Source organism: Siminovitchia terrae (assembly GCF_003605405.2).
Lineage (GTDB): Bacteria > Bacillota > Bacilli > Bacillales > Bacillaceae_C > Siminovitchia > Siminovitchia terrae.
In genome coordinates this window covers 355,722-381,783 of sequence record NZ_QYTW02000002.1, presented here as the reverse complement: position 1 = coordinate 381,783, position 26,062 = coordinate 355,722, and the positions used below count along the sequence as shown (strand labels likewise).

Annotated in this window: 24 protein-coding genes and 2 pseudogenes; 10 read left to right on the top strand and 16 right to left on the bottom strand. The window is 40.1% G+C overall.

Annotated features, from left to right (window positions below; genetic code table 11):
* Positions 1–38 precede the first annotated feature (38 nt).
* The 6 genes from D5F11_RS04165 to D5F11_RS04140 all read right to left on the bottom strand — a co-directional run bounded on the left by D5F11_RS04165 (position 39) and on the right by D5F11_RS04140 (position 5,988).
* Entirely contained in the window at positions 39–998 is a 960-nt protein-coding gene (locus D5F11_RS04165; protein ID WP_245998063.1) for a PDR/VanB family oxidoreductase, read from the bottom strand.
* Between the two features lie 25 nt (positions 999–1,023).
* Positions 1,024–1,515 (bottom strand): dimethylamine monooxygenase subunit DmmA family protein, encoded by a 492-nt coding sequence (locus tag D5F11_RS04160; RefSeq protein ID WP_120119525.1) that lies wholly within the window; start codon positions 1,513–1,515, stop codon positions 1,024–1,026.
* Between the two features lie 25 nt (positions 1,516–1,540).
* Positions 1,541–2,518, bottom strand: a complete 978-nt coding sequence (locus D5F11_RS04155) for a heme-dependent oxidative N-demethylase family protein (RefSeq protein ID WP_120119524.1) — start codon at positions 2,516–2,518, stop codon at positions 1,541–1,543.
* A 15-nt stretch (positions 2,519–2,533) separates the two neighbouring features.
* Positions 2,534–3,874, bottom strand: a complete 1,341-nt coding sequence (gene hemA / locus D5F11_RS04150; protein ID WP_185830491.1) for a glutamyl-tRNA reductase — start codon at positions 3,872–3,874, stop codon at positions 2,534–2,536.
* Positions 3,875–4,269: 395 nt separating this feature from the next.
* Entirely contained in the window at positions 4,270–5,700 is a 1,431-nt protein-coding gene (locus tag D5F11_RS04145) for a purine-cytosine permease family protein (protein WP_120119522.1), read from the bottom strand.
* 87 nt (positions 5,701–5,787) lie between these two features.
* Positions 5,788–5,988 carry a hypothetical protein gene (locus D5F11_RS04140; protein ID WP_120119521.1) on the bottom strand — a complete coding sequence of 67 codons (201 nt, stop codon included), beginning with the start codon at positions 5,986–5,988 and terminating at the stop codon, positions 5,788–5,790.
* Between the two features lie 177 nt (positions 5,989–6,165).
* Between D5F11_RS04140 and D5F11_RS04135 the strand changes: the two genes are divergently transcribed.
* Positions 6,166–8,058 carry a sigma 54-interacting transcriptional regulator gene (locus D5F11_RS04135; protein ID WP_244861992.1) on the top strand — a complete coding sequence of 631 codons (1,893 nt, stop codon included), beginning with the start codon at positions 6,166–6,168 and terminating at the stop codon, positions 8,056–8,058.
* 168 nt (positions 8,059–8,226) lie between these two features.
* Here D5F11_RS04135 and D5F11_RS04130 read toward each other — a convergent pair.
* Together D5F11_RS04130 and D5F11_RS04125 are read right to left on the bottom strand one after the other, a co-directional pair.
* Positions 8,227–8,754: pseudogene (locus D5F11_RS04130) on the bottom strand (RNA-guided endonuclease TnpB family protein); the annotation flags it as partial.
* Between the two features lie 60 nt (positions 8,755–8,814).
* The gene (locus tag D5F11_RS04125; RefSeq protein ID WP_126646497.1) at positions 8,815–9,231 is read right to left on the bottom strand and encodes a hypothetical protein; all 417 of its coding nucleotides are present in this window, start codon (positions 9,229–9,231) and stop codon (positions 8,815–8,817) included.
* 639 nt (positions 9,232–9,870) lie between these two features.
* On the opposite strand from D5F11_RS04125, the pseudogene D5F11_RS04120 reads away from it, so the two are divergent.
* Positions 9,871–10,010 (top strand): annotated as a pseudogene (locus D5F11_RS04120) (VOC family protein); the annotation flags it as partial.
* 251 nt (positions 10,011–10,261) lie between these two features.
* On the opposite strand, the gene D5F11_RS04115 reads toward D5F11_RS04120, so the two are convergent.
* The 4 genes from D5F11_RS04115 to D5F11_RS04100 form a co-directional block, all read right to left on the bottom strand.
* Complete coding sequence (locus tag D5F11_RS04115) at positions 10,262–11,098, bottom strand: malate synthase (protein ID WP_120114575.1); 837 nt, start codon at positions 11,096–11,098, stop codon at positions 10,262–10,264.
* 571 nt (positions 11,099–11,669) lie between these two features.
* Positions 11,670–12,563, bottom strand: coding sequence for an endonuclease/exonuclease/phosphatase family protein (locus tag D5F11_RS04110; RefSeq protein ID WP_245998072.1), 894 nt, complete (start codon positions 12,561–12,563; stop codon positions 11,670–11,672).
* 354 nt (positions 12,564–12,917) lie between these two features.
* A complete protein-coding gene (locus D5F11_RS04105; RefSeq protein ID WP_126646496.1) occupies positions 12,918–13,301 on the bottom strand; it encodes a hypothetical protein in 384 nt (127 codons plus the stop codon).
* Positions 13,302–13,710: 409 nt separating this feature from the next.
* A complete protein-coding gene (locus D5F11_RS04100; RefSeq protein WP_221768444.1) occupies positions 13,711–14,019 on the bottom strand; it encodes a helix-turn-helix domain-containing protein in 309 nt (102 codons plus the stop codon).
* Between the two features lie 242 nt (positions 14,020–14,261).
* Between D5F11_RS04100 and D5F11_RS04095 the strand changes: the two genes are divergently transcribed.
* The 7 genes from D5F11_RS04095 to D5F11_RS04065 all read left to right on the top strand — a co-directional run bounded on the left by D5F11_RS04095 (position 14,262) and on the right by D5F11_RS04065 (position 21,529).
* Positions 14,262–15,380 (top strand): ABC transporter ATP-binding protein, encoded by a 1,119-nt coding sequence (locus tag D5F11_RS04095; protein ID WP_120114579.1) that lies wholly within the window; start codon positions 14,262–14,264, stop codon positions 15,378–15,380.
* A 28-nt stretch (positions 15,381–15,408) separates the two neighbouring features.
* The gene (locus D5F11_RS04090) at positions 15,409–16,314 is read left to right on the top strand and encodes an ABC transporter permease (RefSeq protein ID WP_120114580.1); all 906 of its coding nucleotides are present in this window, start codon (positions 15,409–15,411) and stop codon (positions 16,312–16,314) included.
* Between the two features lie 2 nt (positions 16,315–16,316).
* On the top strand, positions 16,317–17,099 hold the full coding sequence (locus tag D5F11_RS04085; RefSeq protein ID WP_120114581.1) for an ABC transporter permease: 783 nt from the start codon (positions 16,317–16,319) through the stop codon (positions 17,097–17,099).
* Between the two features lie 16 nt (positions 17,100–17,115).
* The gene (locus tag D5F11_RS04080; RefSeq protein ID WP_120114867.1) at positions 17,116–18,183 is read left to right on the top strand and encodes an ABC transporter substrate-binding protein; all 1,068 of its coding nucleotides are present in this window, start codon (positions 17,116–17,118) and stop codon (positions 18,181–18,183) included.
* 36 nt (positions 18,184–18,219) lie between these two features.
* Complete coding sequence (locus D5F11_RS04075; RefSeq protein ID WP_120114582.1) at positions 18,220–19,614, top strand: NAD(P)/FAD-dependent oxidoreductase; 1,395 nt, start codon at positions 18,220–18,222, stop codon at positions 19,612–19,614.
* Between the two features lie 410 nt (positions 19,615–20,024).
* Complete coding sequence (locus D5F11_RS04070; protein ID WP_120114583.1) at positions 20,025–20,336, top strand: TRAP transporter large permease subunit; 312 nt, start codon at positions 20,025–20,027, stop codon at positions 20,334–20,336.
* Between the two features lie 212 nt (positions 20,337–20,548).
* Positions 20,549–21,529: a PDDEXK family nuclease gene (locus D5F11_RS04065; protein WP_120114584.1), complete on the top strand. Its 981-nt coding sequence runs from the start codon at positions 20,549–20,551 to the stop codon at positions 21,527–21,529.
* 32 nt (positions 21,530–21,561) lie between these two features.
* Here the strand turns inward: D5F11_RS04065 and D5F11_RS04060 are convergent, their stop codons facing one another.
* On the bottom strand, positions 21,562–21,858 hold the full coding sequence (locus D5F11_RS04060) for a hypothetical protein (RefSeq protein WP_126646495.1): 297 nt from the start codon (positions 21,856–21,858) through the stop codon (positions 21,562–21,564).
* A gap of 27 nt (positions 21,859–21,885) precedes the next feature.
* Between D5F11_RS04060 and D5F11_RS04055 the strand changes: the two genes are divergently transcribed.
* Positions 21,886–22,248, top strand: a complete 363-nt coding sequence (locus D5F11_RS04055; protein ID WP_126646494.1) for a hypothetical protein — start codon at positions 21,886–21,888, stop codon at positions 22,246–22,248.
* A 528-nt stretch (positions 22,249–22,776) separates the two neighbouring features.
* Here D5F11_RS04055 and dnaB read toward each other — a convergent pair.
* Genes dnaB through D5F11_RS04035 form a run of 3 tightly spaced genes read right to left on the bottom strand, consistent with a single transcriptional unit; the run spans position 22,777 to position 25,146 of the window.
* On the bottom strand, positions 22,777–24,072 hold the full coding sequence (gene dnaB / locus D5F11_RS04045; RefSeq protein ID WP_120114588.1) for a replicative DNA helicase: 1,296 nt from the start codon (positions 24,070–24,072) through the stop codon (positions 22,777–22,779).
* Complete coding sequence (locus D5F11_RS04040; RefSeq protein ID WP_245998069.1) at positions 24,072–24,410, bottom strand: replicative helicase loader/inhibitor; 339 nt, start codon at positions 24,408–24,410, stop codon at positions 24,072–24,074. Before D5F11_RS04040 ends, dnaB begins: the two co-directional genes overlap by 1 nt.
* Positions 24,403–25,146 carry a conserved phage C-terminal domain-containing protein gene (locus D5F11_RS04035; protein ID WP_120114590.1) on the bottom strand — a complete coding sequence of 248 codons (744 nt, stop codon included), beginning with the start codon at positions 25,144–25,146 and terminating at the stop codon, positions 24,403–24,405. The genes D5F11_RS04040 and D5F11_RS04035 overlap by 8 nt, the downstream gene beginning before the upstream one ends.
* Positions 25,147–26,062 lie beyond the last annotated feature (916 nt).

Genomic DNA, 26,062 nt, shown 5'->3' with positions numbered 1-26,062 from the left:
TCTGTTTTTACTGTCATTTTTGTCCACCTCGTATGTTGTTATATTTTTAAAACAAGTTTTTCTTCCTTAGCTCTTGAGCAGCATGTCAAAATGCTATTTCTTTCAGCTCTTTCTTCATCGCTGAAAAAGATATCGCGATGATCCACGGCACCTGATACAACATCTATTTCACATTGCCCGCATCCGCCAGCCTTGCAAGAATATGGTGCTTCTATGCCAGCATCCAACAGCGCTTCAAGCAATGTTTGCTGTTCCGTTACTTCAATCACCTGGTTGTCTACCTCGACTACAAATGGATTTTTGGGCCCAGTGTCATTAGCAAATAGTTCAAAGTGAATTGATTTATCAGGGTAACCGTAAGACAAGGCTGCGTCCTTAAATTCTGCAACCATGGAAACCGGCCCACAGAAGTAAACATGGCTTCCAATTCTATGATCCTTCATTGATTCAGGTGTCATCCGAACCGGCTGCTCACTTCTTGAGAAATAGAAAGTGCATTTCCCAGGGTGTTTTTCGTTCAGGTAATCGTAAAAGGCACATTGTTCCTTTGTTCTTGCTGCATAATGGAGCTCAAAGGTTTTACCTTGGGCTTCCAAATCAGCCATCATCGTCAAGAATGGAGTAATCCCAATCCCGGCAGCATAAAATACATGATGTTTAGCGTGGAACCCTAATGCAAAATGGTTTTTTGGCAAACTTGTTTTAACTGTGTCCCCCACTTTTACATGATCATGCCAGTAAACTGAACCGCCCCTTGAATTAGAATCACGATTAATCGAAATGGAATAATTAGCCCGATCAGTCGGGTGGCTGACGAGGGAGTAATCCCTTTCAATAATTTCATCTCCAGCATCCACATACGTCGTGATATGCGCACCACCAGTAAACGCTGGCAGTAATTTTTTATCTGCAGGATAAAGATAGAAGCGTTTGACGCTGTCTGTTACCTGTTCGATTTTTTCTACAATCATTTCAATATTTCCATATACTCTCAGCACTTTATCTCAGTCCTTTCTTCTGCTGTTAATTTGGATTGAATGGATATCCGATGTAACCTTTACGGACTTTTGAGAAAAATGGTCCAACTTCCATATGGATACTGCAGTGTGGGCACTGGACCTCATCATCGTAAGTGGTTTCACTTGTGTTATAGCATTTGACACAATAGACGTAACGTTTTGTAGGGCCGTATATGATCACCTGAATTTCATCTTCTGTAAAGCCTGCTTCCACTGCCTCGGTAAAGACCGTAACAGCGTGATCCCAATCTGATGCAATGTATAATTGAGTACCCATTTTTTGACTGTAGAGCAGGACTCGTAAATCCTGAAGATTAGTAGAATCTCTTATTTCAAGAGCCTCATACTGATCATGCGAATGATTGTCCAATGTCTGAATGATGTCTTCTGCAGCTTTTTGATCGTAAACGATCAGATGCTTTCTCCTTTTATTATTAAAAGTAAGTTCATCTTTTAATGTTTCTGATTGATCATATAATACTGGACTACTATACAAAGTGCTCCTCCCTTTCTACTAAGTTTTATTGTTGTACTTTCATCGTCTCAATCAAGTTTTTCAAGTATTCGACTGACTGAGGTAAAAATGGTGCCATTCCCTTGTATTCCGCCATATCATCCGGAATATCCGCAAGGTTGAAATAAGTGATTTCCAACCAGTCAGGTCTTTTCACCAGGTCTTCCAAAGGTAGAAACTGTGTATCAAGGACGAACAAGACCGCATTGCTTCGCGGCATACGGATGAACCATTGCTCTTCAACGCGAAGATGTACCAGCTTTCCAGCATTTTCATTTGTCACTTTTTCCCTTTGGGGTCCCCAAACATCCATCGTTTCATAGTTTACATCCCAGCGATCTGCCATCAGGTTCCAGTTGACTCTTGTTCTTGGTGCACCTGGTTCAAGAGTCAACAAAAACTTGCGAATTCTATCTGTCAGATGTACTCCGTCCCGGCTTTTAAACGGAACAGGTCCATGTATCTCATTAAAGCTCATTCCAAGATTCCAGTTTGGAGAGAACAAAGCTGCAAAAGACTCCTGAGCAACTTCAAGATAGAAGTTATCATCCCTATTGACCATTAACATAAAGTCATTATGGAAATGACGGCCAATCATGTCGTAAGGTTCATGCGAAAGACTAGATTCATCCCCAAAAGTAAATTTTTCTGTTTCTCCGAGAATATGGTTGGTAAAAGTCCATTGATCCCCGTCTATTTCAACACTGAAATGTTCAGGATATTTATCTACCGCCAAACCGATGAGTAATTCGACAAACTCCCACTGCATTTCCATTGTATGTGGAAACGACTGGTAGCGAACATCAGGCTGTTTCTCCAACATTGCCCTTTTTCTTCTAATTTGCGCCTCATATTCTGGAGCAATTTTCATAAAGTTCACTTTGTCCTCTGGCAGTGCCACCAGGTCATTGGAATAGCGGTAAGTCTTATCCTTGAAATTTACAAATGGAAATGTAAACATATCTAAGTTTGTAGATTTGTACATCTGATTTTCCTCCTTTTAACTTCCTGTCTCTTCTAACGTTTCATTTAAAAGTGCTTGCTTCACATCGGAATCAAATCTCAATTCACTTTCAAGCCCTAATATTCGCGAAGCTAATCCCAGGTACTCGATCTTCTTGACCCGGTCATCTTCTAAGGAAGCTATTTCTTTCAACATAAGAATGGGTTGGCGAATCAACTGGCTGGAAATCATCTTTGTAAACTTATGAATAACTCGCTTCTCCCTATCCGTTAAATCCGGTAGTTTATTTTCTATATTTTTGATTGCTTCAGCTTCTATTTTTAAAGCATTTTCTTGCAGCTCCCGTATGAGGATCGTGACCGGAAGTGTTTGTATCCATTGGTTAAATTCATCCAGTTCCTCTCTAATCATCCGTTTGATCTTATGCGCTTCTTCTATTCTTCGTTGACAGTTTGATTCAATAACTTCCTTAAAATGATCCAAATCATATAAGTGAACGTTTTCAATGTCAGCTATGCTGGGATCTATATTTCTTGGGACTCCCAGGTCAATCAGATAAAGAGGGCGCTTTCTTTTTGAGATAAAACCAAGTATTCCTTCCAAATGAATCAAGTAGTTTCTTTTGTCAACGGAACAGATGACAATATCGACTTGCTGCATTAATTCAAAGCAGTCATTTATCCTGCTGGCGCTACCACCAAATGTATCTGCCAATTCAGCCGCCCTGTCTAAAGTGCGATTTGCAAAAAGCAGATCGCCGCACCCAATTGATATTAAATGCTGAGCGGCTAATTTACTCATTGTGCCAGCCCCAATAATCAAAATTTGTTTTTGTTCCAAACCGGAAATATTTTCTTTAAGAAAATGAATCGCCGCATAACTGACAGACACAGCTCGCTTTCCTATACCAGTCCTTGCATGAGCCTTTTTACCTAAGGTGACCGCCTGTTTGAAAAGTCGGTTAAGCACTATTCCAGTACTGCCCATTTTTTGACTTTGGAAAAAAGCATCCTTGACCTGCCCTAATATTTGGGTTTCGCCAATCACTAAGGAATCTAGACCACATACTACTGTAAACAAATGACTAACAGCTTCATCGTTTACTTTCACATACAAGGCCTTCTCAGCTTTCCTTGAGTCTTTCTTTACCTTCTGTAGCAGAAGTTTTTTTATCATTCCTTCCGCCAAGTACAGACGATCTGTAACTACATAAATTTCTGTTCTGTTACAGGTGCTGAGCACAACACATTCTTTAATAACGTTGCTGGAAGTCAATTTCATTTCAAAATTCTTTTTCTCTTCATCATTAAAGTGAAGCTGTTCCCTTACGGACAAAGAGGCACTATCGTGATTTAACCCAACAACCGAGACAGCCAATATACCCCTCCTTCCAGTTGATTTCATTCATGAAGCTGACAGTAGTGGAAAGGAATTTTCACCTTCTAACTTACACTTCATACATAATGCAATTAACGTGCCAAAACCTTTGCGGGACAAAAACCACCATATATCCATCCTTTTACGTTTTTAAAACTCCGATTTCAATTTCATTTTTTAAATTTCCATTCAAAAACGAAATTTTACGAATCAAATGCGCCTTAGCGTATTTGCGTCAAGATTTTATCGAGCTCCACTCGATAAATTTCCTCTGAAAATCTGTGGCCCGCCGGAGGCTTTAACTTTATTCAGCCGGGGTTTGAACCCCCCTGATGGAATACCAATATGCATTCATCTCACCACTTACAGAAGTGGGAGACTTCTGCTGAATGAAGTTAAACAGCACTTTTTCCTTTAGATACCAAGGTATTTTCTTCAACTACCCGATCTGTATGAAAAGAAAAGATGAATTTTGCCGAAATATAATAGCTAATCCCGGCTGTAAAATACGCTGGTATCCCTGCGGAAATATAATAGAATAAGCCGCTTGATGTATCCATCACAGGATTATATAAGCTCCAATACACAATGGTACCAACGATAAAGCTAACAATTGCGGAAGGGTTCACTCCACGCCAGTAATAATAGTTCCCATTCGTATCATATAAGTCTTTAATAGATAGCTTCTGTTTCTTCACAAAGAAGAAGTCAGAAATGACGATCCCACCAAACACGGCCATGATGTAGGCAATCACTGTAATGAAGGAACCGAAGGCTTGGTAAAAAGATGCACTTAATAGTAACAATATAGTTGGTATGGCTGTTCCCATGGCAAACTTCCAAGATTTCTTTGGAAAAACAGTTTTAAAGCTGATCGCTTGTGAATACATAAGAAAAGTACCAGCAGTGATGTTTCCGATTGTAAGTAATACAAGACCAATGGCTCCAGCCCAGGAACCTGCAATAGCAAACATCCAATCAGTTGGTTCTACTGATGCAACCACTATTGCCGATAGAGCTCCGAAAATGACCGCAATGTTGACGATGACGCCATAGCTGAAAAACCCTGCTCTGAAAGCTGTCTTTTCATTTCTGGCAAGCCGAGCGTATTGTCCAAGATATGGAAGCCAGGAAAATCCAAGTCCAACATTTATTTCTAAAGCTGTAACAAACGAACGAGTATGATCTCCAGGATAAGGTTCAGCTGGGGATAAACCAAAAATTTTAGTTAAACCTATTCCAAATATCAACATTAAAAATAGCCCTAAAACAACAAGCAAAATGGCCGGGACACCAATGAGGTTGAACTTGCGCATGACCAGCGGCCCTTGGAATGTTATGAAAAATACAATGGCAAAGACAATGATCGCAAAGAACGGAGCTCCCGTTTTACTACTTACAAAAAATCCAGGAAGGCCTATGACGGAAGCAATCTTCACTAAAGCTTCTCCAGCCATGAAAAAGGCTACTGACATATATCCGATCGTAAGTAACATAAAAATGAAATAAAAAATATTTGAACCTAAATATCCAAGTGCACTTCTAAAGCCGATAAACGTATCAACTCCAAACCTGGCAAATAGCAGAATGATAGGTGCAATTAAAAAGAACGGAATAGCATTCCCAAATAAAACAGCCGCTAACGATTCCTTAGCATTCAACAGCATGCCAGTATAGCTGCCGGTAAGTATACAAATACAGGAAATCCCAATTCCTACCTGAATGAGGACCAGATCCCAAAAGCCAAATACCCTATCATTTTTTTGTGCAGGCAGAAAACCGAATGCCACATCTTTAGAAATAGCCGAATTGTTATCTTTACTCATTAGAACCTCCAAATTTTTAAATTTTTATTTTTTCTGGTGGCGTGAACGTTTGCTGCCTTAAATGGTAGAAAGCGCCTCTAATCATTTTTAAAAAATAACCGTTAATAAAAAGATGCAAAACCCTCCTACTGTAACGATCTCCGGCATAGCTTCCGCCTTCGTCATTTTTTTAACACTTGATTCCTCCTTCTCGTAATCTTGAATTCTTCCATGAAGATCCGTATATAGATTTTTGACAAACTCATTTGAAGACATCATGTTCTTTTCAATCATGCTTTCTCTTTTCAAAAGAATCCCCCCAATCATTTTTTCAAATACTTATTTTGCAAGTATCGTGCCAAATTGAAAACCTTTACATTTAGGGATTGCGGGAAAATTCGAGTTGCATTTATGAATTTTTCATTTAAAATTGAAATCACTACTCTCCTAGAACAAAGTACCTATAAAGGATGTGGGAATGGCATAATGAATAGTTCATCTTTAAAATCAAATAACTCATTTGTAAACGTTTTAAAATCTACTCTTCTAAATATTTATGACGAAATCATCATCACAGATCATCAGGGTAGGATCACGGAAAATTTTGGGGGTATTGAGAAATTATGGAACGACAAAACCAACTTAATCGGGATGAACTTATTCGAGATTGAGAAACAAATCTTTTATGAAGAAGAACCATTGGATGAATTCAAAAATGAAAATAAGAGATCTGCCATCAAAACCTCCTGGAATAATCAAAGAATTCTTATTACCTATTATCCAGAAAGCCAGATCGGTGATATTGAATATGTAACATGGGGGTTTAAAGTTCTTTCAAGGAACGATAATGTTTTGATGGAAGATCAAGCTGACGAGGATATTGATTTTTCGAAAGCATCAGCAAATGATACCTCAAGATTATTTATCGTGAAAAGTCAAAAGATGATGACTGTTTTAAACACAGTGGAAGTTGTTTCAAAAGTTTCCTCTTCGGTTCTATTATTAGGGGAGTCCGGAGTGGGAAAAGAAGTGATTGCAAGAGCCATTCATGACTTGGGGCCAAGGAAAAACCAACCTTTCATTCCAGTAAACTGCGGTGCAATCCCTGAAAATTTATTGGAAAGTGAATTATTCGGGTATGTAGAAGGAGCATTCAGTGGAGCCAAAAAAGAAGGCATGCCAGGCAAATTCGAACTTGCTAATCATGGCGTGCTTTTTCTTGATGAGATAGGGGAAATGCCGCTCAATCTTCAGGTGAAACTGCTCAGAGTTCTTCAAGAAAGAGAAATCACTCCTTTGGGAAGCTTCAAACCAATCAAACTGGATATCCAGATCATCACAGCTACAAACAAAAACCTGAAAACATTGGTTGAAAAAGGGGAATTCAGAGAAGATCTTTACTACCGTTTAAATGTCATTCCGATTGAGATTCCATCTTTAAGAGAAAGACTTGAAGAGCTGCCATACTTAATTAACTTCTTTTTGCACAAATATAATCATTTGTATGACCGTACTGTTCAAATTGATCAGGATGCCATTGACTTAATGTCCATATATGAATGGCCGGGAAATATTAGGCAGCTTGAGAATACGGTCGAAAGAATTGTAGTGACAAGTAAAGGCCCGACAGTAGATGCATCCGCTGTGCAAGAATATGTGCCGCTTGAGCAAGAAATAATGAAGGCGCCCCCTGTATTTGAACATCTCATACCGCTTCAAGATGCAATCGACCTTGTAGAAGAGCAATTAATCAACATGGCTATGGAAAAGTATAAATCGATCAAACTTGCGGCTAAAGCATTGAATGTCAGCCAGCCAACCATGAGCAGGAAGTACAAAAAGATTCTTAACAATTTATCTAAACAAAACATCTCACCTTCCGAAAAAAGAAAAATACTTGAAGACCAACTAAATAACCGATTGCGTTCAGTTGCCATAGCCACTGCAGCTATCATAGAACCAGAGGAAGTCAGCGATTTAAAGAGAAACCCAACCACTAATAATCCAATATTCAAAAAAATACAGGCGCAGCTGACGATGATTAGAAAGCAGGAAGGCGGAATTAAGTGGTCCTTTATCTTCGACATTCTCGACAATAAAAAATTCAGAACCCTTGTGGCCGACAAAGATTTCGTGATGGAACCTGGAGAATCGTATGAAAGTTCAGAGGAATTTATGAAAGTGGCACGTAATGCAGTAAAGGGAAGAGTTGAAGTAACCCCGGTGTACAGGGACATTTTTGGAGAGTGGAAATCAAGCCTTGCACCAGTGATGGACCACTCTGGAAAAGTTATCGCTCTAATCGGCTATGACTATAGTAAAGAATACATTGAATCAGAATTAAAAAAGATGGGCAGAGTGCTGAAAATTAATCTTTAGCAGGTTCGGGCACACCTATGTAAACTTTTATCAACTTTTGTGTTTCCTAAAAGCATGGAAATTAACGGCTGGGAGTAGTTGGGTAAAAGCTACAGGGACACCAGTTGCGTTAAGAATACGACCTTCTATATCACGACTTTTTGCAAAACGAACAAGACCAAGTTTNCCTGTCTTAGGCAACTCATGTACTTCTGTTTCAACCAAGACGGACACAAAGTATTTGCCACTTGGATTACGCCTAACAGTTGCGTTAAGAATACGACCTTTCATATCACAACTTTTTGCAAAACGAACAAGACCAAGTTTAGGCAATTTAATTTTGTTACCTACAATGGCGATATTACCATTCGTGTGCTTTGTTGTGTAAGATTGCACTTTGTTCTTTTTAGATTTGAAGCGAGGTGCTCTGTTTTGTTTCTTGAAAAATCGTGAATACGAATCAGCAAGGTTTTGAAGTGAAAATTGAATCGCAGTGCTGTCAACTTCTTTTAACCATACTAATTCCTTTTTAAGTTGTGGTAATTCAGCAGAACAAGCATTGTAGGTTAATCCTTTTCCTGTTTCCTTGTAGGCATCCTTCCACTTTGCTAAAAAATGATTGAATACGAAACGTGAACAGCCCATTGTTTTAGTAATGAGGATTTCTTGTTTTTTGTTTGGATATATGCGAAATTTGTACGCTTTGTTGACTAACATTAATTTCACCTCACAACAAGAACGTTTGTTTCCATTTTATTATAATGATACCAGTTTCGGCTATCGCCGACTGACATTCATCTCCCACTTACTCATTGGGCTCCGCCCTTTATATTCCTTGAAGTGGGAGTCTTCTGTCAGGAAATGATAAAATAATTCTCGAAGTTCACTCATGCTTGCATTCATCTTCTCGGCAATCCTTTTGGCATCCTCATTATTTACAATCATAAGGTTGATGTTCACATCTTGCATTAAAGCTACATTAAGGTTTTTAAAGTACTTCTCAAAATCTGTATCACTTGTATAGTTAACAAAATGCATTTCACTTCTTGTCTTTATTTTTTCATTTTGCTGTTTTATATTGTTGACGAGATGTTCGATTGTATATGCCCTTGCTCCCAACGCACCATAATACGAATACCCACTATTAGGCTGATCTAGCTTATTGGACTCATCAAAATAAATGGCGTAATTCATTCTCTCCTCCATTTTTGACTTGATTTATAACAAGCTGCATACTATAATTTGGTTAACAAATACTATCGTTGGACAATGTCTTTCCCCGCTACCATTTGCAGGGCTGGAGTTGTCTATAAACACCCTTTCCCCGCTACCATTTTGCAGGGCTGGGGTGTTTTTTATTATTATAACACACCCCACAGAACGAACGTTCCCTCTTGAGGAGTAATATTAACAGAATTTTTTTAAAAGCGGTGTTACCCAATTCTGCAAATAATGAAGAACTTGAAGGCTTGAAGTAATAGAGCCCCATATATAAAAATAAGCGCCTGAAAAAGGTCTCCAATTTTTCAGGTGCCGAATATGGGATATAAAAACCTCTTGTATAATATTCTCATGCTTGTTTGCATGCAATTTTTATTATACAAGAGGTTATTTCATTTATCGTGCTGGCTCTCCAGTCCGCAGAAGGTGGCTCATTTATCTGCACTGGCTGGCTCAAAACTCTGCACATGTTACTCAATTCAAACGCAATAATCATTTTCAAGCTCTCACAAAAAATATGGTTCGAGGGGATGGTTGCACCTATTTGTTTAGTCGATCCCCTAAATATCTCGGTTCTAATCACCTAAACACATGACTAGGCTGACTTTCTAAAATTTCCAGGTACATAATCTAAACGAGACGATTAATTATCTTGAACATATTGGTGTACCTCTTGTAAAGAAAAAGAGATTAGTGAATTTGGAAAGTTTATTTGTATTAAAGACCCTGAAGGCCGACTGGTCGAGCTTTAGGAGAAATAGCAGGTTGTAATGATTTGCCACTAAGCTAACGGGAGCTTTCGTTCAATAACGCTCTTCAACAATCGGGCGCTTATCGGGAATACTGATGGCGCCCGATTTTGCAGAATCCATGTTGTGGAATAGAGATGTTCGAACAACACAAAAGTTTAATCATTTCCTAAGCAGAGGGAAAGCTTGGGAGAGGAAGTTGTTTGACAGATGTTTTCAGATCATGCGAACCGTCTCTGTATGCCATCTGATTATTATTGCTTTAAAGCTCCGGTCGCCTCTGGGATGTTTTCCATGTCAAGGGCATTCATTTGACAGAAGTATTCCAGAAAGTTTTTAGCTTCTTTGATTTGCTCTCCATCCGTTTTTAATGCAATGATATCTTTTAAGATTTGAGCGGTCCAAACATTATCAAAATAACGAAATTTACCAGAATTCCATGTAGTTCGATGAGGATAGTTCTTATTGACATAATAATTCCAGAAAAGCATCTTCTCTGCTTCTTCATCCGTGAGCTCGATTCTAAATTCTCCATGGGGCGGGACCATTCCATCTTTGCTAAGATTGCCGGAAAACGTTTCATTTACCATGTAGAGGCCGAGAATCCGTCTTTTTGTTTCTGGTTGATCCGACTCTCTTGCAGTCAGAAGACCTGCGCTGTTTGGACGCAAACGAGCTACTCTGTTTAGCTGACCTTTATTTTTTCCGCTTTGAACCTTGCCAATAGATACTTGCCAGTCGGTAAATACACTTTGTTTCTCTTCTTCGTCCAGCCAGAAAACAATTTGTGAGCTTTCATAAATTCTAGGGTTCTTCAGCTTTTCCCTACGCTGCTGTTCAGACGCCTGTCGTTCTTTCTCTTCTTCACGTTTCCTTTTAAGTGCTTCTTCCATTTCCCTTTTCAAAAGGACTTTTTTCAAAGCTTCTGCAACATTCCGGTCATTTAGTGTAATAAATTTTCCAAAAACATCAGGGTAAACAAACTTTTTTATATCCTCATTAAAATCAATGGTGATGACAGATTCATCATGATCCACGATATTTCCTTCACCAAAGACTTTATGAGTTACTTCTTCATTAATTAAATTCACTAACCCACTCTCCTTATATAAAATATTCAGGTATTTATTGACACCTATTATTTTCTAATTAGCCTGCTTGAATGGAACGAAAATAAGTTTTCAAATTAAAAAATCGTACTCAAACTCTGTCTAGAAGAAGTTGAGCACGATGATCAAATGCTGTCTCAAAACTATTCTAACTATAGAATATCATATAATATAAATTAATGCAAATTTATGATTGACAATGGTAATTTGTTTATCGTATAATAATTAGTTATTTTAATGTAAATGTGACCAGAGGGGACGAAAGAAATGATAGATCCCTTTTGGCATTTCTCCTAAAATCTTGTGAGAACACATACACGGCAGGATTCCCTCTTCCTTCCTGCAGTTCCTCTGGGTTGCTCTCCACTAACCGGTCGATCAACTGTTCAACAAGCTTGAAAGAACCAGGTAAGCACCAATATCAATTATCCAAATTTCCAAAGATAGGGATAGGGAGAATTAATTACGATTACTTCGCCTTTAGTATACAGTCTTTTTTTCCCTTGCTGCTCCCATGTATTTTTTGATATCAATGGCATTGGGCTCATTTTACTTAATGATGGTAGGATAAGGTGATGTCAGTAAGCACTGGGAAATGATCACTTGGAAATTGGCCATTCCTTTGATCGTTTACGATTTCAATTTCATTCGTTATAAGGTTTCCTTTCCCAAGAATCCAGTCAATACGCTTGTCAGGTCCTCCACCAAAAGGATCATCAAAACCATTAAATGTTCCTAAGTCTTCATTTATTCTGTTCTCGGCTGTTTCCCATAAATCATCAAATTCTCCATCACTTGTTAAAATGTTGTGTGGAAGACTACCTGGTTTAGCATTAAAATCGCCTGTTAAAATAACCGGTAAATCTGGATCAAGTTTTTTTGTTACTTTAAGAATAAAATCTGCACTTTTTTCTCTTGCATTGGCGGATTGATGATCAAAGTGTGTATTGACAAAATAGAACTGTTTGTTGCTTTGTTTATCAAGAAACTTTACCCAAGTAACCATTCTTGGAACTTTATTTCCCCATGTTTTTGAACCAACGACATTTGGTGTGTCGGATAACCAAAAACGGTCACGCTCCAATATCCTGTAATCTTGTTTTTTATAAGAAATAGCAGAGTGTTCTCCACCATTTCCACCAATCCATTTATAATGAGGTAAATGATTTTTGAGATCTTGCAGTTGCGCTTTTGACACTTCTTGTGTCCCAATGATATCAGGTTCCTTCTTGTTGATCAGTCTTTTAATGGCGGGGAGCCTTTCTTCCCAAGTATGCGGCGAGGGATCATTGCTATGTTTGTTTCTTACATTAAAAGTCATTGCTTTTACATTTACCGACATCCATTGTTTTTTGTTTTCTGCAGCCACCCCGGTTAAAGTTCCCGGGAACAAGCCGCTTAGCATAATGAGTAATCCGGCTACTGCTAACATTAGAGTTTTTAGCACTTTCTTCAATCTTGATCCTCCTCGTTACATGATGTGATGGAAGAAAGCGAAATTCTTTTCAATGGGGATATTACTTAACCAGCTATAGCTAAATGATCACCCCTTTGGTTTCATTCTTCTGAGAACCAAATGATCATATTTATCGCTTATCCCGCTGTAAAAGCCCGATTCGTTCAACTAACAATCAGTGAGGGATGAATGAAGTTTCACTTTATTATCCCTTTTGTTTAGAAATCCTATTCAACGAAATGGCTGTGATTGCTGAATAGGCATGAAACAAATCACCATAAATATGATGAAGAAAAAAAGAAGAGGGTGAATAAGGACAATCCCGTCCTCAATCAGCCTCTCCATTCACCTAAATATCTCCCCACGAATCATCTTAAACACTCTACTCGGCTGCCTCTCCAATAACTCGAGCGGCAATCGCTGTCGTACCTCTTCTCCGTGCAATACTTGGATTTCTCGCAGTTCCCGATCAAGCACCACAGCGTCATGCCCAATCTGATAGGCTTGAATCTTCTGCGCGCGATCCACATACGATTCATCCAATTCCGTGTGCACCTTGGTAGTAAGCCTCCTGAGCATTCTCCACAGCTTGAGCTCTTCCCCCACTGTCATAAAAAGCTCCGGCAATTCTTTTGCCTGCATTAAGATCTGCTTCGTCGTCAGCATATAATGCTGGATGCCGTAACCCACTGGACGGATCGTCCCCTCTAATGTCCCACATCGATCCACGAACAGTCGTTAATCTTTCTCCCTTCGTCAGATACCGGGCTCGCAGAGCTCCTATGTCAATCGCCAAAAAGCGAGTGTAAATTTATTGGATATAGAAAATAAACATTCTACCATTACATACCGTAGTTTTATTGCCAATACCTTTTCTGATATTGAATGTCGATCCTCGACACGTTTTTAAATAGCATAGCTAATTATTAATACATCCTATATGTTTTCTCGAACATACGAAAAGCTTATGGTTTTCATTCATACAAATAAAGCAAGGCATCCCTAGTAGGAATGCCCTCTTTACAATATTTAGATGATAAAATGATACACTTTCGTACTGTGTACATGACTAAAATGTTCTTTTAAATTACTCTGACCAAATCTCGGATGTTAACTATAAAAACAGGCTATAAGATTCCTATTGATCCTTAAACGTTTTCAAAAGATCATTAAGCAATTTCTGCTGTTCAGGTGTCAAGGACTTTGTAGTTTCCAATAGTTGAGCAAGGTTTGGCGGAAGTTCTTTCGATTCAGGGGAAAAGAACTCTGCAAATGAAATATTCAAAGCGCTGCACACTCTATCTAAAGCATCTAGTGACGGTTTACTAACGCCCTTTTCAATCTTTGAAATTTGTGATGGGTCAAGATTAGTTATTTTAGCTAACTGACGACCAGAAATCCCCGCTTGTTCTCGCAGCTCTTTAATTCGCATACCAACATTTATCATCAGATTCACTCACCATCTTGAAACATATTCATCTTTTATGATAGCTGAACACAGCTGACAAAGTAATTGGTGAATTTAATTCAACTAACACTATTGACTTATTGAATTAAATTCAATAACCTATATATAGATTCTTTACGGATAAGCTTAACCAATTAGATTCTAATTAGTCATTACGTTCACTTAATTAATCTAATGGACTAACTTATCCAAAATAATTTTACATTAAGGTGGAGAAACAAATGCAGATAGACTTACAGTTAAGAAATGTCACAAAGAGTTACAAAAAGGCTCAGGCTGTTAACAACGTAAACTTAACAGTTAACCAAGGTGAATTCTTTACAATACTAGGACCCAGCGGTTCTGGAAAAACAACCTTACTAAAGTTAATAGCTGGATTTGAAACAGTCGATGATGGTTCCATAAAGCTAAAAACTCAGGATATTGCATCAAAAAAACCTTATGAAAGAAACATCGGTATGGTGTTTCAAAATTATGCACTCTTTCCACATATGTCTGTGTTTGATAATATCGCTTACCCTCTTCGCCGCCGTAGAGTAAATAAGAAAGATATACAGACAAGGGTTAAAAGAGTCTTACAGGTTGTACAACTAGAAGAATTCTCTAAGCGTTTCCCAAATCAACTAAGCGGCGGTCAACAGCAACGCGTTGCATTGGCCAGAGCTATCGTTTTCGATCCCCCTCTTCTCTTATTGGACGAACCTTTAAGTGCCTTGGATAAAAACCTGCGTCAACAAATGCAATTTGAAATAAAGAGCATCCAAAAAAGGCTTGAAATTACAACGATAAGTGTTACTCATGATCAAGAAGAAGCATTAACGATGTCCGACAGAATTTGTGTGATGAATGAGGGGAGGATTGAACAAGTAGACACCCCCGAAAATATCTATAAACTGCCTAAAAATCGCTTTGTTGCTGAATTCATCGGAGAAATTAATTTAATAAAAGGGCACTTGGTAAACTTAGAATCCCAGTTTGCAAAAATTAAATTGTTGGGTGGACAAGTTGCAACCGTAGAATACACTGGCAAATCTATAGACAGAAATAATGTCCTTATTGCTCTCCGTCCGGAAAATATCCAGTTACTAAACGATCCCAATGGTGCGGTGAATAAAATTGAAGCTACGATATCATCTCTGATTTATCTAGGTGATGCCATTGCTTTGAACATTCAAACTGACTACGGTGAAGAGTTAAAAGTTAAAATCCCTTCCATATACTCTGATGTGTTGTCGGAAGAAAAAAAATTAACATTTGGCTGGAACCCTCAATCAGCCACGATTATTGAAGACCATTCAAAACATAAAAGTACCTATACTTTAAAAGCAGTTTCTTCATAATACCTTTATCAGAAAGGAGAGTTGTCAAATGCTAACTGTAAGAGAGGAAAAACAGCCTCCATCCAACTATAGCGTACCAGTTTCAAGTAAAATTTCGAATATAAACGGATTAAAATGGCTGCTCATTCTCGTTCCACTAGCATACATTATAATTTTATTAATTTATCCGATGTATGGATTATTCAAATTAAGCATTATGGATAATAATGGATTTACTTTCCAATACATTCATCATATTTTCTCTAATCCTGTCTATTTAAAGGTTCTTCGGGTTACTCTGAAAATTTCTATCTTAGTCACTGTTATTTCTCTGCTTATTTCTTACCCTATTGCCTACTCGTTAATTAGAGTGCAATCAAAAATATGGAAGAACATTATACTGGCTCTTGCTTTGATTCCTTTCTGGATTAGCCTATTAGTTCGTACCTTTTCCTGGATTGTTGTTTTACAGAATCAGGGAGTCATAAATCAAATCCTTATCGGTTTAGGCATCATAGATGAGCCGTTAAAGCTTCTATACAGCACCACCGGTGTCGTGATTGGAATGGTACATGTTCTTTATCCATTTATGTTTTTTAGCCTTTTTTCAGTCATGAAAGGAATTGACCAGCGGCTTTATCAGGCAGCAGAAGGATTGGGCGCCAGGCCATTCATGGCTTTTTGGCAAATTAATCTTCCGTTGTCGCTCCCGGGAATATTGGCAGGTTCATTACTGGTATTTGTCATGAGCTTAGGCTTTTTTATCACCCCAGCACTTTTAGGCGGTGCTAACGAAATGATGATTTCCATGGTGATTGAAAACTATATTAATACAACACTTAACTGGCATTTGGCTTCAGCGTTGTCTCTTATACTTTTCATTGTAACCGTTATCATTTTAGCCCTTGCATTTTTTTTACTGCGTAATAATGCAGTTCTAAAGGATGTGATTTAGACATGTGGCTTAAGTGGACTGTAGGGATTATACTTGCTGCTCTTACTGCACCAATCCTTATCATTTTTATCATGTCCTTTACATCAGTTTCATATTTTCAATTTCCGCCACCTGGATTTTCTACAAAATGGTATCAGACATTCTTTGAAAACAGTGCATGGGTTGAAAGTTTGTATAGAAGCGTGAAGATTGCATTTTTCACAACGGTTTTAGCAACGATTATTGGCACTATTGCAGCGAACGGTGTCATTAGGCTACATTTCCCTGGCAAAAAATTCTTTATGGGACTCATGATTGCGCCGATGATTATTCCCGTTGTCATCGTGGGCATTGCGCTATACCGCTTTTTTGCCCCTATACATTTAACAGGAACGATTACTGGGATTGTTTTATCCCATACGGTTCTCGCTGTTCCGATCGTATTTGTCACGGTCTTGGCAAGTTTAAAAGGAATGGACCGCAATCTGGAATTGGCTGCCATGGGTCTTGGCTCTACTCCTATGAATGCCTTTTTTAAAGTAAGCGTTCCGTTTATACGACCGTCTTTATTTTCAGGGGCATTGTTTGCATTTCTTATTTCATTAGATGAATTAGTCGTAACTATTTTCCTAGCAGGACCAACCACAAAAACCTTGCCCGTTAAAATGTGGGAGGATCTTCGTACGCAAGTTGAACCAACGGTTGCTGCTATTTCATCCATCTTAATCATCAGCATCATTATCATATACCTGCTGCAAGGCTACATTGCCTCAAATGCAGAGAAAGCAAGAAGCAAAAAAATTTAAGATTGGAAGTGACGTTATGCTAAAAAAAGTACTCATAATGGGAGCAATGACCACCATCATTTCAATAGCAGCAGCTTGCGGAAACAGCAGTTCTGAAAAAAGCAGCGGCGGAAAAGATAAAACTGACACATTGGTGATCGCCGATTGGGGAGGAGCCATCACTGAAGCCCGAGAAGATTCCATCTTTGAACCTTTTGAAAAGGAATTCGGCGTCAAAATCCAAGTAGAATCACCTACGGATTACGGAAAATATAAAACTATGGTTGAAAGCGGAAATGTAACCTGGGATGTTGCTAATGTTGGCTCCATGTGGGCTGCGCAGGCAATAAAACAAGATATGTTTGAGCCAATCGATTATGACATTGTCAGTAAAGATGGATTATTCCCGAACATGGCCAATGAATATTATGTTGGTGCAGAAATGTTTTCAACCGCAATCGCATATAATACGGAAGCTTTTCCTGACGGTAATCACCCAAAAACTTGGGAAGAATTTTGGGATATTGAGAAATTCCCAGGCGTTCGTGCTCTAAGCAAACGACCTTACGATACAATAGAAGCTGCCCTTTTAGCCGACGGGGTCAAACCCGAAAATCTATATCCGTTGGACATAGACCGAGCTTTTAAAAGTTTGGACAAACTGAAATCGCGTACCGAAATTGTATGGTGGGAAGCAGGAGCTCAGCCAGCTGAACTTTTATCCTCCGGGACAGTCGCCGCTACATCTGCCTGGAGCGGACGTATTACTGCGGCCAAAAAAGATGGAGCACCCGTAGATATAGAATATAATCAAGCATTATTAAATAGTGAAGCCTGGTCGATTCCTAAAGGAAGCAAAAACAAAGAATTGGCCATGAAATTCATTAACTTTGCAACAAGAGCTGAACCCCAATCAGCATTCTCTGAAAGTATCGATTACTCTCCTATTAATGAAAAAGCAATTGAATTGTTGCCCAGCGATGTGAAAGAGAGGCTTGGTCAGGCTCCTGAAATAGCCGACAAACAAGTACGAGTGAATGAGGAATACTGGGCTGAACATTTTGAAGAGATTAATCAAAGATTTCAAGAGTGGCTACTCAAATAAAGTTGTATAACTATTCCAAATAAGAAGGTGTCTTGAATGGAAGAGAAAAACAGCATAAGTTACTGGCTAAAAACAGCGAATGACGATTTAAGACCACGACAAGCACTAAAAGAATCGATAACAACAGATATAGCTATACTGGGGGCAGGTTTCACGGGTTTATGGACAGCTTATTACTTATTAGAAAAGGAACCCTCATTGAATATAGTCATATTAGAAAAAAATTATGTCGGGTTTGGGGCTTCCGGCAGAAACGGCGGTTGGTGCTCACCTAAATTCTCGGTTAGTCCCGCCACCTGTATAAAAAGATACGGAACAGAAACTGCACGACAAATACAAATGGCCATGTTTGATTCGGTTACCGAAGTTGAAAGAGTCATTGACAAGGAAGAGATAGATGCAGATTGGAAATTAGGCGGATCATTGCAAGTCGCACTAGGCGCTCACAATATTTCAACATTGGAAAAAGCAATGAAAACCTATCAAAAGTTAGATTTGGAGAATCACTTCCAGCTGCTTGATCAGTCACAAACGGATAAACGATTAAAAATCCACGGTGCAGCTGGGAGCCTGTTAACAAAAATTTCGGCAGTGCTGAACCCTGGAAAATTAGTAAGGCATCTGGCTAGGACTCTTGAACAAAAAGGTGTGCTAATCTATGAAAATACAGAAGTGGTGAAAATTGTCGAAGGCAATGAAAACAAGCCTCCTGGACTTGTCGCACACAAAGGGGCTGTAACTGCCAAACATGCCATTGTTTTAGCAGGAGAGGCATATATGTCACAAATGCGAGATTATCAACGTAATTTAATTCCAATGTACTCCCTCATTACACTCACAGAGCCATTAACAAAAAAACAATGGAATTCGATTGGTTGGGAAGGCAGAGAAACTGTGGGTTCTACACGCCTATCTGTGGATTATTTACAGCGAACAGCTGATGGAAGAATTCTTTTTGGCGGCAGGGGCCAGCCCTATCGATATGCATCAAAGATAAGTAACTCTTTGGATCTGCACGATAAGACACATAATGAATTGAGAGAAAGATTTATTAAATGGTTCCCTTCCTTACAGGGCATACGTTTTACAGATGATTGGGGAGGACCTGTTGGTATTACTAGAGACTGGACGCCTAACTTTCTATATAATAAAAAAGCAAAAGTTGCTAGTGCCTGGGGATATGCTGGGCAAGGTGTATCTACAGCAAACCTTGCTGGGAGGGTTTTGTCAGACCTTATACTAGATAAGAATTCCATAGCAACAGAATTGCCTATGTTCCAGCATACTTCAAGAAAATGGGAGCCTGAGCCATTTAGATGGATGGGAGTACGTTTTGTTCAATCTGGTCTCTCTCGTATAGATAAAAAAGCAGAATTGAATGGCAGAGCCCCAAGCGGAAAGACTATAGTAGAACGTTTAAGCAGGAATTAAATACAGTTTTCAATGGCAAGGACCTTTTTAGACATAGTTAAGAAAGAGTATGAATAGATGGATATTCTATTCATGCTCTTTTTCGGCTTAGTGACCGTTTCTTAAGATTCTTCCCTTCCAAAATATTTTTAGATTGTCTCCTCTGTCTTTTGAATAAATCCACTCAGTATGTTTTCCACAATCATGTCCATAACCCTTTCTTTGAGTGAACAATATCCGCCAGCCACCTGGTGCGAACCGGAGCACTTACAATGTCTGTCCTCCACATGGATAGCATAAAAAAATAATACTAAAGCATATTACCAACATATATTTCATGTTTATACTTCTTCTTTAGCGAATTAAGGAAGAAAACTTACCTTTATTGAAAAACAACTAAACTGCACCGGCCAGAGGATCAGAATATCATTATGCTTTTAGCGGGAATGTTTATAGATTCAGCCTCTTTTACCATTATTTTGGCTCCGTTATTTCTGCCAATTGCTACGATGTACGGTGTCGATCCAGTCCACTTGGGAATCATTATGATATTAAATGGAGCCATCGGAATGTACACCCCACCCTTTGGAATCAATCTATTTGTGGCTTCCAGTGTTTCCAAAGTGCCAGTTTCAAAAATTATCCCAGTTGTAGTGCCGTTTATATTTATCAGCTTGATCACATTGGTCGTCATCACCTATGTTGAACAAATTTCTCTTTTTTTGCCAAGCATTTTAAAGTAACTTCTTATCTTATTGTTAGTATCCGGGTGTATATCGACTGTGAATATCCACTTTAGAATTTGATCCGACCATTACCTCTCACATTTCATTTAAGCTTTATCGTCCGTCTTCTCATGCCTTTCATTTAATCAACTTAACTAGTAAAATAAGATTAAATAAGGGCACGTCCCTTAAGGGGACGTTATCTTCCATAATTTTGTGAGGGATGACGTATGTTTTATATTAAAGCCAACAAAGCTCAAAAAATTGATCCCATCACTTTCTCAGAGCTGAACTTTCAGGAAAGTGATATCGAAGAGTTGTTACGGTCAAACATTGATATGATCTGCGATGAAGAAGAGTCTATGTTAATTGTTGGAAGGCAAGTAAGGAATGCTAAACACGGCAGAAGTGATTTAACTGCTGTAGACAACAACGGTAATATCGTTTTAATAGAGATCAAAAGAGATCCAAAAGATATTGAAATACGAAGTGAGGCTTTCGAATTTCAGGCGATCCGTTACGCGGCAAGCTATGCGACAATTGAGGACCCTGAAGATCTTGTCAATAAAATCTATGCGCCTTATATAGAAAAGTATAGGGATGAATATGAGCATCAAACACTTACAAGTATCGAATTAGGAATGCGCAAACTAACCGAATTCCTTCAAGTTAATGGGGCTGAACACACTTTTAACATTAGACAAAAAGTAATTTTGGTTGCATCTGACTTTGATGAACAAACACTCTCGGCTGTTGCTTGGTTAAACAGTAATGGCGTAAATATGAGCTGTTACAAGTTGATTCCTCATAAAATAAACGAGGAAGTTTATATCAACGTGGAAAAGGTACTGCCCCTGGCTAGCTACAATGACTATTTTGTCAATTTTTTGGAGCCGGCAACTGCTATAAAAAAACCTCGAAAAGGATTGACCCGCCGCAGCTTACCTAAAATTGATGCGATGCTTGATTGGGGCGTAGTCAACGAAGGGGATATCATCAGTGCAAAAGACAGAGACCAGGAAGCTACACTCTTGGCAAATGGTCATGTTCTTGTAGATGAGGAAGAAAAATCCTTACAAAAATGGTTAAAAGACATTTACGGATGGTCCAGTGTACAAACATATGTCTTTGCCATTCATAAAGAGAGCGGTAAATCTTTGTCCGAGATTCGAGAAGAATATATGGATAAGAAAAAAGATGAGGCTGAATAAGTACGCCCCCACTTTGATTCAGCCCCTTTTACTTACCTAAATATCTCCCCACGAATCAACTTAAGCACTCTACTCGGCTGCCTCTCCAATAACTCCAACGGCATTCGCTGTCGCACCTCTTCCCCATGTAACACCTGAATTTCCCGAGCGTCCGGATCAAGCACCACAGAGTCATGCCCAATCTGATAGGCTTGAATTTTCTGCGCACGATCCACATGCGATTCGTCCAACTCCGTGCGCACCTTGGTTGTAAGCCTTCTGAGCATTCTCCACAGCTTGAGTTTTTCCCCATTTGTCATGAAGAGCTCCGGCAATTCTTTTGCCTGCACTAAGACCTGCTTCGTCGTCAGCATATAATGCTGGATGCCGTAACCCACCGGGCGGATCGTCTCATTTACCGGTTGGTGGAGAGCAACCCGGAGGAGCTGCAGGAAGAGGGCATCCTGCAGCAAGGCTCAATCTCATATTGGGAATCCCAGTTAGATGAGAAGGTGCTGGTGGGTTCCGTGAAAACCGCGAACGATTATTTGCAGTTCAAGAGAGGGAGATATTTTGATATTCAGGCCGATCGCTTAAAAGGGGCATGGCAAAAGGCAACGTATCTTGCGCTGTACGTTACGCAGGAAGCCGCAAGTCAAACAGAGGCTGAGAACGGTATTCAGTTTTATGGTGAAATTATTGATGTGGAAATCATGGATCAATCCGGATTTATTATATAACTTACATTATCATAATTTAATGAACGACATAACAATAAGGAGCAGAGGTAAGAGCATATAAAAATAAAATCCAAGTTTAATAACTTCAAAAGCTTCAAAAGCTCCCAAAGTAATCCCTGAATATGAAAGGAGAATCCCATGTTGAAAATTCATTGCCCGATATGTAGAAATGTCTTCCAAGAAACAGACGTCGTGTTTCTAGACATTATCAACACCCTTATCCATTTACGCTGTTATACAGGTCCCTATAATCTAATTACTGATAAAGGCACGTATAAAGAGCTTTCTGAAAAATATTCATTTCTTCAGGAACTTGTACATTAATCAGCGAGTTAGTATAAAGGGGGAGATGCTTGGTCGTTCACCAGCCTCCTCTTCCGGGCAATTGCCAAACATCAATCGGATGAATGACTGATGCCACCAGTCCCTACCATTTTCTCTCCTCTTTTGCTTGCAGGCTATAAAGCATCTTCAGCACCACTGATTAATCTTCATGTTCTTTGTAAAAGCACTGCACTTTCAAGAGTTTCACACATCCCCAAACTTCCCGCATTCCTTGTCAAAGGTGAGCCTGATGGTACCAATGGGACCGTTCCGCTGTTTCGCCAGGATCACCTCCACAATGTTCGGTTGATCCGTCTCCTTCCGGTAATAATCATCACGGTACAAAAAGGCGATCACATCGGCATCCTGTTCGATTTGCCCGCTTTCCCGCAGATCAGGAAGGATCGGCCGTTTATCCTGTCGGCTCTCCACTCCCCTACTAAGCTGGGAAAGAGCTGTCACTGCCACTCGGCATTCCCTTGCCAGCAGCTTAAGCATCCGGCTGATTTCGCTAATTTCAGCCTGGCGGTTCGATCTATGCTTGGAATCTCCTGCAATGAGCTGCAAATAATCAATGATGACGAGGAACCTTTTATCCTCACCGTATTCATGGCGAAGCTTTTGCACCTTGGCCCACATATATCCGATATCCATCCCCGGCTTGTCGAAAATATGCAAGTTTACCTCAGATAGCATCCCCATGGCGCCCGTCAGCTTCACCCAATCGGTCTCCTCGAATCGACGGCGGGGATTTCTCATTTTCACCGAGCTGATATTTCCGGCCAGGCCGACCGCCCTTTTCAGCAGCTGGTTCTTGGCCATTTCCAGTGAAAAAATAATCACCACATCTTGCCGTACCGCCGTCAAAGCCAGGTTCAAAGCAAATGCCGTTTTGCCCATGCTCGGCCGCGCCCCGATGATAATCAGCTCCGACTCCTGCAGATCGCCGGTAAGGCGGTCCCAATGCTTGAAGCCGGAAGAAATGCCAGTCACCTCGCCTTGATCCTTTCCAGACTCCTCATAAAGATCGACAAGGCCGGAAGAGATATCGCCCAGTTCATCATCGACCAGCCCCTCTTCAAGCGTAACCAGATCCTGGATCCCGTTTTTCAGCACAGTAGAAATATCCTCTCCCTGTACCCCCTGCTGAATCCGGCTTGCGACTTTTACCGCTTGTCTTTTTTGGTTATACTCCTGGATCAGCCTCTCGTAATGCCTGACATTGGCGGTTGTATATACACGCGCGGCCAGGTCCGTCACATAGCTGATGCCGCCAGCACTCTCCACGTTGTCCAGGCCGACTTCCTCGATGACGGACACCGGGTCGATAGGCTCCCCTTTTTTACACAAACGCTGAATCGCCGCAAACAGCACCCGCAATCTGGACATATAGAGTTGCTCGGGCTTGATGGTACTTTCTTTTGCCAGATCCCCATCCAGCAGCAAAGCTCCCACAAAGGCTTCCTCCACGTCCTTGCTGTAAAGTGGCCTTTCCTGCATCAAGATTCTCCTCTGCCTATCCCCAAAATGGTCCGAACCTTCTCCAACTCCCTCTGTATCACTTCGCGGCTGGCAGGCTTATCTTTTCCGGCAGCTATACTTGCCGTTTCTTCCGGGCCCGGAACCACCCGCGCCTCTAGCAGTTTCTTAAGCAAATCGGCAATCTTCGGAGGATACACCGATGCCGACACATGCGCTTGTAGCGCGGCTTCCAACTCCTCTAGATTGCATTCCTTCAGCACTTCATGCCACGAATCCAGCTTTTTCTGATCCAGCTCAAATTGTTCGTAGTAGACCGCAATCCTAGCCATCAGCGAAAACGTCTCCCGTTTAGTCATCAAGATTAAACTCCTCCTCTCGCCACACCTTTTTTATCGGCTTCTGGTTCAAATAGGACTCAAATTTCGTTCCAAACAACGTCTCCGGACGCAAATATTTTCTCCAATACGGATCGTGAAGCCATTCGGCTGCCTTAAGGTCAATGACCTGCTTCATGTCCTCCAGGGTGAATCCCTCGTTCCAGCGTGCACGGATCAGCTCCCATGTCCGCTTCGTGCTCGGCCTATAGGAGGATCCTGTCTGCTCATTCAAATAATCAATGATTTCAGAAAAGGGAATATGTATTCTCTCTGTTGTATTCTTTGTAGTAGTCTCTGGTATTGGTTTGGTCAAATTGACCTGCTCAGCTTCCCTGGCTGGCCCGTTCACCGTACCGTCCATGACAGGGAGCTGGCCATTCTGACCTTGTCCATCAAGCACAGCCAATTTTTCATAATCCAGCGTGTACCATTTTGTCTGATCCATCCTGGACTGGTTGAACATCGCAGACAGCACCAATCCTCTCTTTTCCAGCGAATTGATTGTGCGCCTCAGCGACCTCTCCGACCAAAACGGAAACTGCTCATGCCAATCCTTGTACGTGTTGTAGACCCATTTCCGTTTGTCCTTGATATGCTTGCTTTTTACCAGCCAATAATGCATCTGCTGGAGTACCACCGCTTCATTCACCCCAAGCTTCACAGCCAGTGACGGAATGATCATCACGGGATGCTCCTCAATCAATAATCTGCTCATCCCAAACTTCCCCCTTTTTTTAAAAAATCAGCAGCGATGAACCCTTTCATCCTCTTGCATCTGCCGCTGTTGTCATCTTTTATATAGAAGGACTTTTTGAAAAAGGACACCCTGAGGGCAAAAAAGTAAAAGAAGTGTTGCTCACTTTGTAAATAGAAAAAACTGTAGGAACAGAATGTGTGAACAAGTTTTTAAATACAGGCCAGAGTATACATTATTCTACTCATACCGATTCTTGAGCAGCAGGCAACCAGCATATACATGGGATAATCATTGATTGTTTTCCTTCTATAAAAAAAGAATGGGATAAAGGTACAGAACCCTTATCCCATTCTTCGCAACTGCTAAAACCCTTGTCTCTCCTTCAACTGCTCAAACAACTTCTCCACGGTCCCAATACCAACATTTTCATATTTAACAAGAATAACCAGTCCCCTCGGCACCTGTCCCACTTTTGATTCAATTGCCTGAAGAGGCTGGAGCTTCCAGCAAATTCATCGGTGGTAAGAGGTACTTTTAATAATTCTTCTGTAACAACCACATAGGCTGCTTTATAAAATAAGAAAAGCTCTCCAGGGCGGCCCAGAATATTTTTCTTCCAGCCGTCTCTTCTTCTATGTAGATCTTTAATTATTCAAATAAATTCTCATCATTTTTCTCACTATAGCGCTTGACATGTTTGTCTAAGTCTTCCAGATCACTGGGCATTCGCTCATGATTCTCTCTTGTTGTTCTGCCCCCAGTTTGACCAGAATTTTTCAAAGCTCTGCGGGAGAAGAAATGCATCTCGCAAAAAATAAGGGACTTCGACAGATTTTCCCTTATAGGTAATTGTCCTTATGGGTGTGAAACCCAGAAGCTAAGCTTCCTAAAGTCGCCCGTCCCTCTTGTCTTCGATTCTAAATTTACATATTAT